The sequence below is a fragment of the Rhodococcus sp. IC4_135 genome (assembly GCF_011602025.1).
Lineage (GTDB): Bacteria > Actinomycetota > Actinomycetes > Mycobacteriales > Mycobacteriaceae > Rhodococcus_F > Rhodococcus_F baikonurensis.
The window spans coordinates 233,987-247,074 of sequence record NZ_JAAOLG010000004.1 but is presented as its reverse complement, the minus strand read 5'-3'; the positions used below and the strand labels follow the sequence as shown (position 1 = coordinate 247,074).

The 13,088-nt window shown below is 63.7% G+C and carries 14 protein-coding genes; 11 read left to right on the top strand and 3 right to left on the bottom strand.

The genetic code is table 11. The features are described from left to right. Positions 1 to 161 precede the first annotated feature (161 nt). The 6 genes from G8767_RS11265 to G8767_RS11240 all read left to right on the top strand — a co-directional run bounded on the left by G8767_RS11265 (position 162) and on the right by G8767_RS11240 (position 6,076). On the top strand, positions 162 to 1,298 hold the full coding sequence (locus tag G8767_RS11265; protein WP_240952177.1) for a MoxR family ATPase: 1,137 nt from the start codon (positions 162 to 164) through the stop codon (positions 1,296 to 1,298). Then, positions 1,295 to 2,287 carry a DUF58 domain-containing protein gene (locus G8767_RS11260; protein ID WP_095970164.1) on the top strand — a complete coding sequence of 331 codons (993 nt, stop codon included), beginning with the start codon at positions 1,295 to 1,297 and terminating at the stop codon, positions 2,285 to 2,287. The genes G8767_RS11265 and G8767_RS11260 overlap by 4 nt, the downstream gene beginning before the upstream one ends. Beyond that, a complete protein-coding gene (locus tag G8767_RS11255) occupies positions 2,284 to 3,264 on the top strand; it encodes a VWA domain-containing protein (RefSeq protein WP_095970163.1) in 981 nt (326 codons plus the stop codon). Before G8767_RS11260 ends, G8767_RS11255 begins: the two co-directional genes overlap by 4 nt. A 70-nt stretch (positions 3,265 to 3,334) precedes the next feature. Continuing rightward, positions 3,335 to 4,084, top strand: a complete 750-nt coding sequence (gene fabG1 / locus G8767_RS11250) for a 3-oxoacyl-ACP reductase FabG1 (protein ID WP_007727875.1) — start codon at positions 3,335 to 3,337, stop codon at positions 4,082 to 4,084. A 57-nt stretch (positions 4,085 to 4,141) separates the two neighbouring features. Beyond that, positions 4,142 to 4,939 carry an NADH-dependent enoyl-ACP reductase InhA gene (inhA, locus tag G8767_RS11245; protein ID WP_166810197.1) on the top strand — a complete coding sequence of 266 codons (798 nt, stop codon included), beginning with the start codon at positions 4,142 to 4,144 and terminating at the stop codon, positions 4,937 to 4,939. Positions 4,940 to 5,011: 72 nt separating this feature from the next. Next, complete coding sequence (locus G8767_RS11240) at positions 5,012 to 6,076, top strand: ferrochelatase (protein WP_240952155.1); 1,065 nt, start codon at positions 5,012 to 5,014, stop codon at positions 6,074 to 6,076. Between the two features lie 3 nt (positions 6,077 to 6,079). On the opposite strand, the gene G8767_RS11235 is transcribed toward G8767_RS11240, so the two are convergent. Together G8767_RS11235 and G8767_RS11230 are read right to left on the bottom strand one after the other, a co-directional pair. After that, positions 6,080 to 6,688: a transcriptional regulator gene (locus G8767_RS11235; RefSeq protein WP_124568607.1), complete on the bottom strand. Its 609-nt coding sequence runs from the start codon at positions 6,686 to 6,688 to the stop codon at positions 6,080 to 6,082. Positions 6,689 to 6,794: 106 nt separating this feature from the next. Further along, complete coding sequence (locus G8767_RS11230) at positions 6,795 to 7,136, bottom strand: metallopeptidase family protein (protein ID WP_003944783.1); 342 nt, start codon at positions 7,134 to 7,136, stop codon at positions 6,795 to 6,797. Between the two features lie 77 nt (positions 7,137 to 7,213). On the opposite strand from G8767_RS11230, the gene G8767_RS11225 reads away from it, so the two are divergent. Together G8767_RS11225 and G8767_RS11220 are read left to right on the top strand one after the other, a co-directional pair. Further along, a complete protein-coding gene (locus G8767_RS11225; protein WP_166810196.1) occupies positions 7,214 to 7,705 on the top strand; it encodes a hypothetical protein in 492 nt (163 codons plus the stop codon). Between the two features lie 211 nt (positions 7,706 to 7,916). Next, positions 7,917 to 9,653, top strand: coding sequence for an enoyl-CoA hydratase-related protein (locus G8767_RS11220; RefSeq protein ID WP_346842978.1), 1,737 nt, complete (start codon positions 7,917 to 7,919; stop codon positions 9,651 to 9,653). Here the strand turns inward: G8767_RS11220 and G8767_RS11215 are convergent. Next, complete coding sequence (locus G8767_RS11215) at positions 9,643 to 10,434, bottom strand: hypothetical protein (protein ID WP_166810194.1); 792 nt, start codon at positions 10,432 to 10,434, stop codon at positions 9,643 to 9,645. The genes G8767_RS11220 and G8767_RS11215 overlap by 11 nt on opposite strands. A 67-nt stretch (positions 10,435 to 10,501) precedes the next feature. Here G8767_RS11215 and G8767_RS11210 point away from each other — a divergent pair, with 67 nt between their 5' ends. The 3 genes from G8767_RS11210 to G8767_RS11200 are packed head-to-tail and all read left to right on the top strand — an operon-like array spanning position 10,502 to position 13,086. Continuing rightward, positions 10,502 to 11,329 carry a DUF3097 domain-containing protein gene (locus G8767_RS11210; protein ID WP_166810193.1) on the top strand — a complete coding sequence of 276 codons (828 nt, stop codon included), beginning with the start codon at positions 10,502 to 10,504 and terminating at the stop codon, positions 11,327 to 11,329. 42 nt (positions 11,330 to 11,371) lie between these two features. Beyond that, positions 11,372 to 11,803, top strand: a complete 432-nt coding sequence (locus G8767_RS11205) for an NfeD family protein (protein ID WP_003944877.1) — start codon at positions 11,372 to 11,374, stop codon at positions 11,801 to 11,803. Beyond that, the gene (locus G8767_RS11200; protein WP_030536387.1) at positions 11,803 to 13,086 is read left to right on the top strand and encodes an SPFH domain-containing protein; all 1,284 of its coding nucleotides are present in this window, start codon (positions 11,803 to 11,805) and stop codon (positions 13,084 to 13,086) included. The genes G8767_RS11205 and G8767_RS11200 overlap by 1 nt, the downstream gene beginning before the upstream one ends. The last annotated feature ends 2 nt before the right edge of the window (positions 13,087 to 13,088 follow it).

The following is a 13,088-nucleotide window of genomic DNA, read 5'->3' as shown; positions in this document are numbered from 1 at the left end:
GGCATCGAGCGCAACTACCTGGAATAGTTGACGGGGAACACGTTACTGTCGGTACTTTTCTAGGCGAAAGCGATGGATTCTTGGTGACCTCACGTGAAGATTCGGTCGGAACGGTCGACGTAAGCAAGGCGAGCGGAAGTGCGGACGGAGCAGCACCTTCCCTGGCAGCCGACGTTCAGACCTTGGAACGAGCGATCTACGAGGTCAAGCGAGTCATCGTCGGGCAGGACCGGCTGGTCGAGCGCATTCTCGTCGGACTTCTCGCCAAGGGGCACGTCCTCCTCGAAGGCGTCCCCGGTGTCGCCAAGACGCTGGCTGTCGAGACTTTCGCGAAGGTCGTCGGCGGTTCGTTCTCCCGCGTGCAGTTCACCCCCGACCTGGTGCCCACCGACCTCATCGGCACGCGCATCTACCGTCAGGGCCGTGAAGAGTTCGACACCGAACTCGGACCCGTCGTCGCAAACTTCGTCCTGGCCGACGAGATCAACCGTGCTCCGGCCAAGGTGCAGTCCGCGCTCCTCGAGGTGATGGCGGAGCGCCACGTCTCGATCGGTGGCAAGCGCTACCACATGCCCGACCCGTTCCTGGTGATGGCGACGCAGAACCCCATCGAGAACGAGGGCGTCTACCCGCTGCCCGAAGCGCAGCGCGACCGCTTCCTGTTCAAGATCCTCGTCGACTACCCGACGGTGGAGGAAGAACGCGAAATCGTCTACCGGATGGGCGTCGCGGCCCCGGAGCCGCACCAGATCCTCGGTCCGGAGGAGTTGGTCAGGCTTCAACGCGTCGCCAGCAATGTCTTCGTCCATCACGCGCTGGTCGACTACGTGGTCCGAGTGATCGCCGCTACGCGCACGCCACGTGAAGTCGGGCTCGAGGACGTTGCAGGCTGGATCGCGTACGGTGCCTCACCCCGCGCGACGCTCGGCATCATCGCCGCGTCGCGGGCCCTCGCTCTCGTCCGTGGCCGCGACTACGTCGTGCCGCAGGACGTCATCGAGGTGATCCCGGACGTGTTGCGTCACCGCCTCGTTCTCTCCTACGACGCCATGGCCGACGAGGTGACTCCCGACGCCGTCATCGCCCGGGTGCTGCAGACCGTCGGACTGCCGCAGATCGCCGCGCGGCCGGTTCCGACCGTTCCCGGTCCGCCTCAGCAGGGCGCACCGCAAGCACCCCAGTTCAATGCACAGGGCCCGGTCACTCCACAGGGCACCGTCACTCCACAGGGCACAGCCAATCCACAGGGAAACGGCGCGCCGATCGCGACCGCTGAGACGATGAGTCGCCCGCAGTGACCGATGGCCGCGACGGTGGCCAGGCGACACCCGCCGGATCCACCGGTTCTCCGCCGTCGTTCCGATCCGGCGAGCTCAGCGATCCCAAACTCACCGCCGCGCTGCGCACCCTCGAGCTGACGGTTCGTCGTCGCCTCGACGGTGTGCTGCACGGCGACCATCTCGGCCTGATTCCCGGCCCGGGTTCGGAACCGGGGGATGCTCGCGAGTATCAGCCGGGAGACGACGTACGGCAGATGGATTGGTCCGTCACCGCCCGGACGACGCACCCACACGTGCGCCAGTCGGTCGCAGATCGTGAGCTCGAGACGTGGCTCGTCATCGACCTGTCCGCAAGTCTCGACTTCGGGACCGCCGGATGCGAGAAGCGCGACCTGGTTGTCGCCGCAGCCGCAGCAATCACCCACCTGACCAGTTCGGGCGGTAACCGCGTCGGCGCCATCATCTCGACCGGAGCTCAGACAACTCGAATTCCGGCCCGCGGTGGGCGAATTCACGCACAGGCGATGCTCCGCAAGATCGCGACGACTCCGCACGCTCCGGACGGGGTACGCGGTGATCTGGTCGGTGCGATCGAAGCACTCAGACGCCCACAGCGTCGGCGCGGACTCGCGGTGGTGATCAGTGACTTCCTCGGACCGATCGACTGGGAACGGTCGCTGCGCGCCATTTCGGGACGACACGACGTGCTCGGCGTCGAAGTGGTGGACCCGCGCGACCTCGAACTTCCGGACGTCGGCGACGTGGTGCTCCACGATCCCGAGTCCGGCCGGACCAGAGAATTCACCACGACGCCGCAACTACGCGCCGACTTCGCCAGAGTCGCCGCCGAGCACCGCGTCGAGGTCAGGCAAGCTCTACGTCGTTGCGGCGCACCGCTCATGTCTCTGCACACCGACAGGGACTGGATCGCCGACGTCGTGAGATTCATCTCGGCACGCCGCCACAGTTATGGTGCCGGCGCCGGAACTGGGGGCGTTCGTTCGTGAGTCTTTCTCAATTCACCGCACCGTGGTGGCTGCTGTTCCTCGCCGTCATCGCCGCGTTGGTGGTCGGTTACGTCCTCGTGCAGAAGCAGCGGGCCAAGCACACACTTCGGTTCACGAACTTCGCACTGCTGGAGAAGGTGGCGCCTTCTCGGCCCGGCAGGTGGCGTCATATTCCGGCGATTCTGATGGTCGTCGCGTTGGTGTTCTTCACTGTCGCCCTTGCCGGTCCTACGGCGGACAAGAAGGTCCCGCGAAACCGTGCCACCGTCATCCTCGTGATCGACGTGTCGCTGTCGATGCAGGCCACCGACGTCGAACCGACGCGATTGGCAGCAGCGCAGGAAGCAGCAAAGTCGTTTGCCGACGGTCTGACACCCGGAATCAACCTCGGATTGGTCGCATTTGCCGGAACAGCGTCCGTTCTGGTGTCGCCCACCACGAATCGTGACGCGACGAAGGTCGCGATCGACAACCTCAAGCTCAGTGAGCGGACGGCGACGGGCGAAGCGATCTTCACCTCGTTGCAGTCGATCGACACGCTGTCGGCTGTTCTCGGCGGTAGCGATCAGGCGCCTCCGGCGCGCATCGTGTTGCTGTCCGACGGGAAGCAGACCGTTCCCGAGAACTCGGACGATCCGCGGGGTGGATTCACCGCCGCGCGCCAGGCCAAGGACAAGGGCGTGCCGATCTCGACCATTTCCTTCGGAACGACCTACGGCCGCGTCGAGATCGAAGGCGACCGAATCCCCGTCCCGGTCGACGACGCGTCACTGAAGGAGATCGCCAACCTTTCCGGCGGAAGTTTCTTCACGGCATCGAGCCTCGAGGAACTGCGCCAGGTCTACGACACGCTCGAAGAGCAGATCGGTTTCGAGACGACACGCGGCGACGCGAGCCGGCCGTGGCTGATCCTCGGCGTAGTCTTCGCGACCGCTGGTCTGACGATTGCCCTGGTACGCAGGCAACGTCTGCCTTGATCGTGAGCAGTTCCGAATTGTCCAAATACCGCTGGTACGCGGCCCGCAGAGAATTGATAGGTTGATCGCCATGTCTACCCCTCCCACGACAGTGGTTTCCGAACGGACCGTCACCACACCGCGCTCGGTGCTCGTCACCGGCGGCAACCGCGGAATCGGCTTGGCCGTCGCTCAGCGACTCGCTGCGGACGGTCACAAGGTAGCCGTCACGCATCGCGGTTCCGGCGTCCCCGAAGGGTTGTTCGGCGTCGTCTGCGACGTCACCGACACCGAGTCGATCGACCGTGCGTTCAAAGAGGTCGAGGCGCACCAGGGCCCGGTCGAGGTCATCGTCGCCAATGCCGGCGTCACCGACGACACACTGATCATGCGGATGAGCGAAGAGCAGTTCACGAGCGTCGTCGACGCGAACCTCACCGGAACGTTCCGCCTCTCCAAGCGCGCAACCCGTTCGATGCTGCGCGCGCGCTTCGGACGGTTCATCTTCCTCGGATCGGTCGTGGGCCTGGCAGGTCAAGCCGGGCAGGTCAACTACGCCGCGTCCAAGGCAGGCATCGTCGGTATCGCACGTTCCCTGACAAGGGAACTCGGGTCGCGCTCGATCACCGCCAACGTCGTCGCTCCCGGGTTCATCGAGACCGACATGACTGCCGCCCTGGGCGACGACGTCAAGGACAAGGCCACCGAGTTCATCCCGTTGCAACGCACCGGAAAGCCGGAAGATGTTGCAGCAGTAGTCAGTTTCCTCGCCTCGGACGATTCGGCTTACGTCTCGGGTGCGGTCATCCCCGTCGACGGCGGACTCGGCATGGGGCACTGACCCGCTTTTTCGCACACGCACACCTTTCTCGTACGTCTGAAATCAGGAGGACATCTCATGGGCGGTTTGCTCGAGGGTAAGACCATTCTTGTCACCGGCATCATCACCGATTCGTCGATCGCGTTCCACGTGGCCAAGGTCGCGCAGGAGCAGGGCGCGAAGGTGCTGATCACCGGATTCGATCGTCTGCGCCTCATCGACCGCATCGCCCAGCGCCTGCCGCAGCCCGTGCCGCCGGCAATCTCGCTCAACGTCCAGAGCTCGGAGGATCTCTCAACTCTCGCCGAGAACGTGCGCGAGCTGGCTCCCGAGGGTATCGACGGCGTGGTCCACTCGATCGGCTTCGCTCCCCGTTCCTGCCTGGGCAGCCCGTTCATGGACGCGCCGTGGGAAGACGTGGCGGTCGCACTCGAGGTGTCCGCATACTCGTACAGCGCACTGGCCAAGGCATTGCTGCCGGTGCTCAACGACAACGCGTCCATCGTCGGAATGGATTTCGATCCGGCACGCGCAATGCCCTTCTACAACTGGATGGGTGTCTCCAAGGCAACCCTCGAGGCCGTCAACCGTTACGTGGCCAAAGAGGTCGGTGTCCGCGGCATCCGCTCGAACCTGGTGTCCTCCGGCCCGATCAAGACCCTGGCCGCCAAGGCCATCGCCGGTGACAGCACCGGTCCGGGCGCGGAGTTGGACAAGCTGAACACCGCATGGGACGGTGCTGCGCCCATCGGCTGGGACGTCGACGATCGCGAGCCCGTGGCCAAGACCGTCTGCACCGTGCTCTCGGATTGGTTGCCCGGCACGACCGCGTCGATCATCTACGTCGACGGCGGCTTCCACGCGATGGTCGGCTAGTAGCACCCCTTCTACTACGCAGGTGAGTACCCGGGTGACCCCCGCCGAACGGCATCACGCAAGATTGAACTCATGACCGCAAGTATGGACATGCAGTTCGATGCTCTTCTCGTTTTGTCGTTCGGCGGTCCCGAAAAACCCGAAGACGTACGGCCGTTCCTCGAAAACGTCACGCGCGGTAGGGGAGTGCCACCCGAACGGCTCGACGCCGTCGTCGAGCACTACATGCATTTCGGTGGGGTTTCTCCCATCAACGCTCTCAACCGAGACCTGATCGAACGGGTCGAAGGTGAGCTGGCAGCAGCCGGTGTCGACCTACCCGTGTACTTCGGCAACCGCAACTGGCACCCGATGGTCGAAGACACCGTTGCCAAGATGCGCGAGGACGGTGTCCGCAACGCCGCCGTGTTCGCCACGTCGGCCTGGGGTGGCTACTCCGGATGTCGGCAGTACCACGAGGACATCGCCCGCGCCCGCGACGCGGTCGGTGACGGCGCACCGACGCTGACAAAACTTCGCCAGTACTACGACCATCCGCTGGTCGTCGGCGCGTTCGCCGACGGTGTGCGCGCGGCCCGCGCAGAGTTGCCCGAAGCTACTCGCGACACTGCGCGCCTGGTGTTCACGGCGCATTCGGTTCCGAGTGCCGCAGACCGCAATGCAGGGCCGCCGGCAGAGGGCGGAAACCTCTACAGCCGACAGGTCGCCGAGGCTGCGAAGTTGGTGGCCGAGGCCGTCGGCGTCGACGATTTCGATCTGGTGTGGCAATCGCGATCAGGTCCGCCGCAGGTTCCGTGGCTGGATCCCGACATCTGTGATCACCTGGATACGTTGTCCGCCAAGGATGTTCGCGCCGTGATCGTTTGCCCCGTCGGTTTCGTCTCCGATCACCTCGAAGTGGTGTGGGATCTGGACACCGAGGCCAAGGACAAGGCGGCCGAACTCGGTATGGATTTCGTGCGCGCCGCGACACCCGGCCGCGATCAACGTTTTGCGCAACTGGTGCCCGCGCTCGTCCGGGAGTTGGCGGACGCCGAGCAACCACTGCGACTGGGGGTCGAGCCGCTGCTCGGCTCGACCCCCAATGGTGCCTCGTGTGCGGTGAACTGCTGCGCCGCCATTCAGCGCCCCCGCTGACGGTCAGGAGTTCGGCTGCTTGAGCTTTCCGCAGGGCCCCGGAACTGTAGACGTACTGCGCGAGGTCAGGAGCGTCTCGACGATCTGTCGATCCTCCGGGCTCAGGGACGGGTCGATGTAGTTGAGTTTGGGCGCTCCCAGTTCGCGGACTCGCCCGGCAAGGGTCGCGACGAACGAGACTCGCTCTTCGTCGTCGTCGTTGACGTCGTGGATCTGAAGCACCGACACCGGGAACTTGCGCAGCGTCACAGGCAGGAATCGGGCGCCGAGCACATGGTCGACGTTGAATCCCGCCCACTGCCCCTGGTTGGCTTCCACACACTCGGCGTCGGAGTGAATTGCGCTCTCGCCGATGTACTTACGTGCGGGCAGCATCTTCTTCGGTGCAAGTTCGGACGCGCCCTGCTGCAGGACGGGAAAGTCGCCGTCCGTGTACAACCACGGTTGGTTGGCCATCGCGATCAAGCGACCGGCGTCCAGATCCGGGAGATAGCGGGACTTGAGGAGAAACGCGACGCTGTCGACCGAGATGCCCAACAGTTCGGCGGCCTTCTGTCGGCTCATCGCAAACGTCGGGGCATTCTTCGGGGCGATCTGGATCAAATTGACCATGCGAACTCCTGTAAGTGTTCAATTGTTGCGGGCTTGGTACAGCTGACATGACTATTCGCCGATTATCAACCTCTAGCTGATTTCCGACTTGTAGATGAGTCGGTTGTCACCATCCGAGTTCACGCAACCGGGGATCACCGATCCCGAAGTGGTGGCCGATTTCGTGGATCACGGTTCGGCGAACTTGCTCGATCACCTCGTCTTCGGTGCTGCAGATCGCACAGATGGCCCTGCGGTAGATCGTGATGCGGTCCGGAAGGACGCCGGCGTACGTGGTGGTTCTCTTGGTCAGAGGGATGCCCTGATACAGCCCGAGCAGTCCCGGTCGTCCGCCTTCGAGTTGAACGGTCACCGCGACGTTTGCCATCTCCGCACCCAATTTCGGCGGCAGGCTGTCGAGCGCCCGCTTGACCATGTCCTCGAACTGACTGTCGTCCACGTCGATCATCTGCCCATTGTGCGTGCGGGTGCGGGATCCGGGTGTGTCCATGTGGAAACAGTGCAGCTTACGGCTATGTTTAGGGCGTGGCCGAAGATCTCTATCACCGTTACGAATTCACATTCATCGTTCAGATGCTGACAGTCTCGCAAGAGCAGGCGATCGGAGAGAGCTTGGGCGGAAGAGTCGAGGACCGACGCGGGCTGCAGTTGCTGACACTCACCTCGGAAGGCATGCGGGCAGCGACGACGGCGATCACCGTGGTCGACCAGTTGGTGGCCGCAGGTGTGCGGCCTCAGAGGACACATCCTGATCTGGTGTCGCGCCAGGACATTGCCGACCGTGCGGGGGTGACGCGGCAGGCGGTCGGACAGTGGGTGCGAGGGGTCCGGCAGGCGGCTACTCCTTTCCCGATTCCGTACAACTCGGTTGCCGGGGGGATCTGGTTCTGGGGCGACGTCCTGGATTGGTTGCGCCGTCAGGGATACAGCCAGGACACCGGTTTGCGTTACCCGACGCTGGATGAACATATTCGCATCGACCGCCATATCGCGATCAATCACAAGACTGCGCGTTGATCGATTGAGTGGTTTGCTTGAAAATAGCTATTGAAACAAACCGACGGTAGGTATAAAGTCCCTAAATACCTCAATCAATCTATCGGTGCGTTGGTCCTGCTCTGGGGGGAGTCTGGTCTGCGCTGCAGATACCCGAGCATGCGAGCAGGAATCCATGGTTTCGACCCCCGAAGTAAGACCGATGCTCAAATCGGCCGCTCTAACGACTTCTGTGGCAATTTCCAGCGATGTAGCAACGGCGAAGTTACGCGAAAATGCAACGGGCAGGGGCCGTCTGCGTGCGGCGACGGCGGCGCTGTTCCGGCGCTCACGCCCACGCGCGAGTTCCGCGCCACCGTTGAGCCTGCTGCTTCTCGTCACCTCCGACAACGGTCTGTCGCAGCGGGCTGGTCTTGTTCTTCGTGAGGCGGGGCACCACGTCCGCACAGCCGTCGTCGCCGACGCGGACGCGGTGCTGGCCGCGACATCTGCGGGAGATTTTGATCTCATCATCTGCCCGTTTCTGAAAGCCTATGTACCGGAATCCGTTTGGCAGCGGTGGACAACGATCATCATTCACCCTGGCCCGCCCGGCGATCGCGGACCGTCGTCGCTGGACTGGGCGATTGCAGATGACGAACCGATCTGGGGAGTCACCGCGTTGCAGGCCGCCGAGGAACTCGACGCGGGAGCGGTGTGGGCGTGGCGGACCTTCGAACTCCCGAGCGGTGCAACCAAATCCTCGGTGTACAACGGGGCAGTCACCGACGCGGCGATGGAGTGCATTGCGGAGGTCGTCGAACATTTCCGTACGCCCGACTACCAGCCGATCCCGTCGGACCGCGTCGCACGGCCGGTGGCATCGGCCCGATCGCGGCCGACCATGAAACAGTCCGAACGCGCGTTCAGTTGGGAGGAGGACGCGTCGAGCATCGTCCGCGCCGTCAACGCCGCCGACGGGTTTCCCGGTGTCGCCGTTCAGTTGGGGCTCGACAGGGTCTACGTCTACGACGCTCACCTCGACGCCCACGTCGATGCAGCGCCCGGCACCATCGTCGAGTACTTTCACCAGGCAATACGTGTTGCTACCGGTGCCGGCTCCGTGTGGGTCGGACATGCGCGGCTCGTCGGCGCGGGCAATGTCAAACTTCCGTCTACCGCGGTCGTGCGTCCGGACGTGTTCGTTCCACAGGTCTGGGAGAGCCGCTATCCCGAGACCGACTATCACCGAGACGGCGGTATCGGTTATCTCTCGTTTCGTTTCTACAACGGTGCGATGAGCACGAAGCAATGCGCGCGACTGGCGGCCAGGCTGCGTTGGGCGATCGCGCAGGACACCAAGATCCTTGTCCTGACGGGCGACTACGACAGATTCAGCAACGGTATCCACCTCAACGTCATCGAGGCGGCGTCGGATCAAGCCGGAGAGGCGTGGGCCAATATCAAGGCCATCAACGAGATCGCGAAAGCGATCGTCACCTGTACCGAACAGGTTGTGGTTGCGGCCTTCACCGGCAATGCCGGGGCCGGCGGGGTGATGCTCCCGCTCGGAGCCGACGTAGTCGTGGCCAGGGACGGCGTGGTTCTCAATCCTCATTACGCCACGATGGGCTTGTTCGGTTCGGAACTGCACACGTACACGCTTCCGGCCCGTGTCGGGGAGGAACAAGCTCGCAACCTGCTGACCGCGTGCAGTCCGATCGGTATCCGTCGAGCGTTGGACATCGGGCTCGTCGACGCGATCGGCCCCCGGCGGCCGGATTTGTTCGAGGCGTGGTTGAACGAGGTCGCCACCGACCTGCTCGAAGGTGGTCGGCTGGATTCGATACTGGAGCGCAAACGTCTTCGGCTGGAACGTGATCCGGTGGAGCCCTACGAGGAGCGCGAACTCGAGGAGATGAAGATCGACATGTTCGGGGACCGCAACGGCTTCGCCGAGAAGCGCCGGAATTTCGTGCTCAAGCTCTGATCGACACGCTGTTCGCCGACGCGACGCGAGCGGTGCGAACGACGTCCCACAGTCGTCGCAGCAGGTCGTCGCGCTTCTGAGCGGTGGACACGCTCGGGGCCTGATTGGTCGAGGTCGACGCAGCGACTGTAAGAATGGCTGCGACGTTGTCGGCGGTGTCGATCACCTGCAAATGCCGCGGTGACAGTGTCGACGGCCAGCGGTATCCGGCCTGCGCCTGCAGCGCTTCGGCGACCAGGGTGCGCGCGTCACTGCCTGGGATTCCGGTGGCAACGGTCGGAAGTCCGCCGAGCACCTCTGCTGCGTCCCGAACAGCTTGGCGCAGTTCGTATTCGGCTTCACGGAGCCCGATCATGTCGGCGCTGCCCGCGACAGTCGCGATGGAGAAGACCGTCCAGCGCAAGACGTCCGGGCCTTCCTTCGACGGTACGAGACCGACTCCAGGTTTGCCGACGGTGCCGATCTGGATCCCTTCACCCGCTGTGATCGCGGCGCGTGCGAACTCGGTTCCGGTGGGCAGGCCGCGTACGTCACCGGCAGTGGGAAGGACCAGGCGGATTTCGGCAGCCTCCGATCGAGCGATTCTCAGCAGAGTGGACACACCGGATGCCGTGACTCCCGGCCACTCGAGATCGTGTCGGACCGCGGTTTCCGCATCGGCCGCCCCGATCAGGTGCATCTGTGCCCACGCGGCAAGGGCATCGATGACATCGTCCGGCGCAGTGTCGCCGGCGAGCCATGACGCTGCCCACACGGTGAGGGTTGCGCTGGGAGAACTCATGACCGTGAAGTTTAGTTCGGCGTGGCGACATGCGCGGCCCCGGCGTTGTGACCTAGCGTGATCCGGCGTGAGCGGTGGCAACGGATACGGTGACATTTTTGCGGGTCATACCCGTAAACAGAAGCGCGTGACGCCCGAAGTGGCAGCCGAACGTGATCTGGTCGTCGAAGATGCGGCGACGGGATTCTGTGGGGCGGTAGTCGGGTTCGAGCGCACGTACGACGGCGATTTCGTGCGACTAGAGGACGGGCGCTCGCGGACGCGGTTGTTCGCGATGCGGGAGGCGGCTTTCCTGATCGACGGCTCACCGGTCACGCTGGTCCGACCGGCACCCAAACCCGCATCCACCAAGCCCGCACGGTCGGCTTCGGGTTCGACGCGAGTCGAAGGCTTGCGGGCTCGCACGGCTCTGCCCAGCCGGATCTGGGTGGAGGGAGTTCACGATGCTGCCCTCGTCGAGCGGGTGTGGGGTCACGACCTTCGTGTGGAAGGTGTGGTCGTCGAACATCTCGAAGGCCTCGACAATCTGGGGGAGAGGCTTGCCGAATTCGGTCCAGGGCCCGGCCGTCGTGTCGGTGTTCTGGTCGATCACCTGGTCACCGGCTCCAAGGAAACGCAATTGACTCAGGGCCTCGGTCCTAACGTACTGGTGACGGGTCATCCCTACATCGACGTGTGGGAGGCCGTGCGTCCCAAATCCGTCGGAATCGCTGCCTGGCCGAAGATTCCACGCGGCGAGGATTGGAAGACGGGAATCTGTCGCGAACTGGGCTGGGGAACACCTCAGGAGGGTTGGCGGCGGGTCTACAACTCGGTGGAGAGCTTCCGCGATCTCGAAGCTCCGCTGATCGGCGCTGTCGAACAACTTGTCGATTTCGTTACCGAGCCGAACTGACGTAGCAGCGGCCTGGGTCACACTCTCTGGTTAGATGGTGTTGTGGCTGCACTTATTTGGCTGATCGGAGCACTGGTGCTCGCCGGGGCCGAAGCTTTGGTGGGAGATTTCTTCCTGCTGATGCTCGCCGGTGGGGCGCTCGCTACTGCCGGTGTCAGTGCTGTCACCGACTTCCCGGTGTGGGTCGACGCCGTCATGTTCGGGGTGTTTTCCGCCGCCCTAGTCCTGGGTGTGCGACCGATCATGTTGCGTCGCTTCGGTAGTCCGCCGCCGACCCCGACCGGAATTCAGGCACTCGAAGGTAAGCACGCCCTGGTTCTGGAAGAAGTGGGCGAGCATTCCGGGCAGGTCAAGTTGGACGGCGAGGTGTGGACTGCCAGGCCGTACGACACCACCGAGGTGTACCCGCCGGGCACCAAGGTGACGGTGATGGAAATCAACGGCGCAACAGCAGTCGTCTGGAGGGGACCTTAATGGCAGCACTCATAGTGCTCGGTGTGTTGGTGCTATTCGTGATCTTGGTGGTCGCGAAGTCGGTGGCACTGGTACCGCAGGCAGAAGCCGCGGTCATCGAACGGCTCGGCCGGTATTCGAAGACGGTGTCCGGGCAGCTCACATTCTTGATCCCGTTCGCCGATCGCGTACGTGCCAAGGTGGACCTCCGCGAGCGGGTGGTCTCGTTCCCGCCTCAACCGGTGATCACCCAGGACAACCTGACCCTGTCCATCGACACGGTGGTGTACTTCCAGGTCACCAACCCGCAAGCTGCGGTGTACGAGATCAGCAACTACATCGCTGCCGTCGAGCAGTTGGCGACCACGACGCTGCGAAACGTCGTCGGCGGAATGACCCTCGAAGAGACGTTGACCTCGCGTGATTCCATCAACGGTCAGCTTCGCGGTGTCCTCGACGAGGCGACCGGTCGCTGGGGCCTGCGAGTGGCCCGCGTCGAGCTCAAGAGCATCGATCCGCCGCCCTCGATCCAGGAGTCGATGGAAAAGCAGATGAAGGCGGACCGCGAGAAGCGCGCGATGATTCTGACGGCTGAAGGTCATCGCGAATCCGCTATCAAGACTGCCGAGGGCGCCAAGCAGAGCCAGATTCTTTCTGCCGAGGGCAACAAGCAGGCCTCGATCCTGAACGCCGAGGGTGAGCGTCAGTCCCAGATCCTTCGTGCTCAAGGTGACCGCGCGGCCAAGTACTTGCAGGCTCAAGGCGAGGCCAAGGCCATCGAGAAGGTTTTTGCTGCCATCAAGTCAGGTAAGCCGACTCCGGAATTGCTTGCATACCAGTACCTTCAGACGTTGCCGCAGATGGCGCAAGGCGATGCGAACAAGGTGTGGCTCGTCCCCAGCGACTTCGGGGACGCACTGAAGGGATTTGCGAAAACCCTTGGCGCGCAGGGTCAGGACGGCGTTTTCCGTTACGAGCCGCCGGCGGCCGAAGAGAATCTTCCCAACCCCGAGGACGATTCGGCCGAGGTAGCAGAGTGGTTCGAAACGAAGTCCGACCCGGCCATTGCGGAAGCAGTCCGCGCCGCTGAAGTTGCTGCACGTACTCCCGTCGAAGATCCGGCAGCTGCGGTCAGGCATCGCCGTGAAAGTGCGCCCGAGCAGCCCGGATTCGTCGATCCGGCGCTGCCGCAGCAGGGTGAAAATCCGTGGCCCGGTCAGCTGCCGCTGCCGCCCGAGCGTGAAGATTTCCAGCAGAAATACCCGTACCAGGGGCAGCCGCCCGAGGGCGGCCAGCGCCAGTAGGC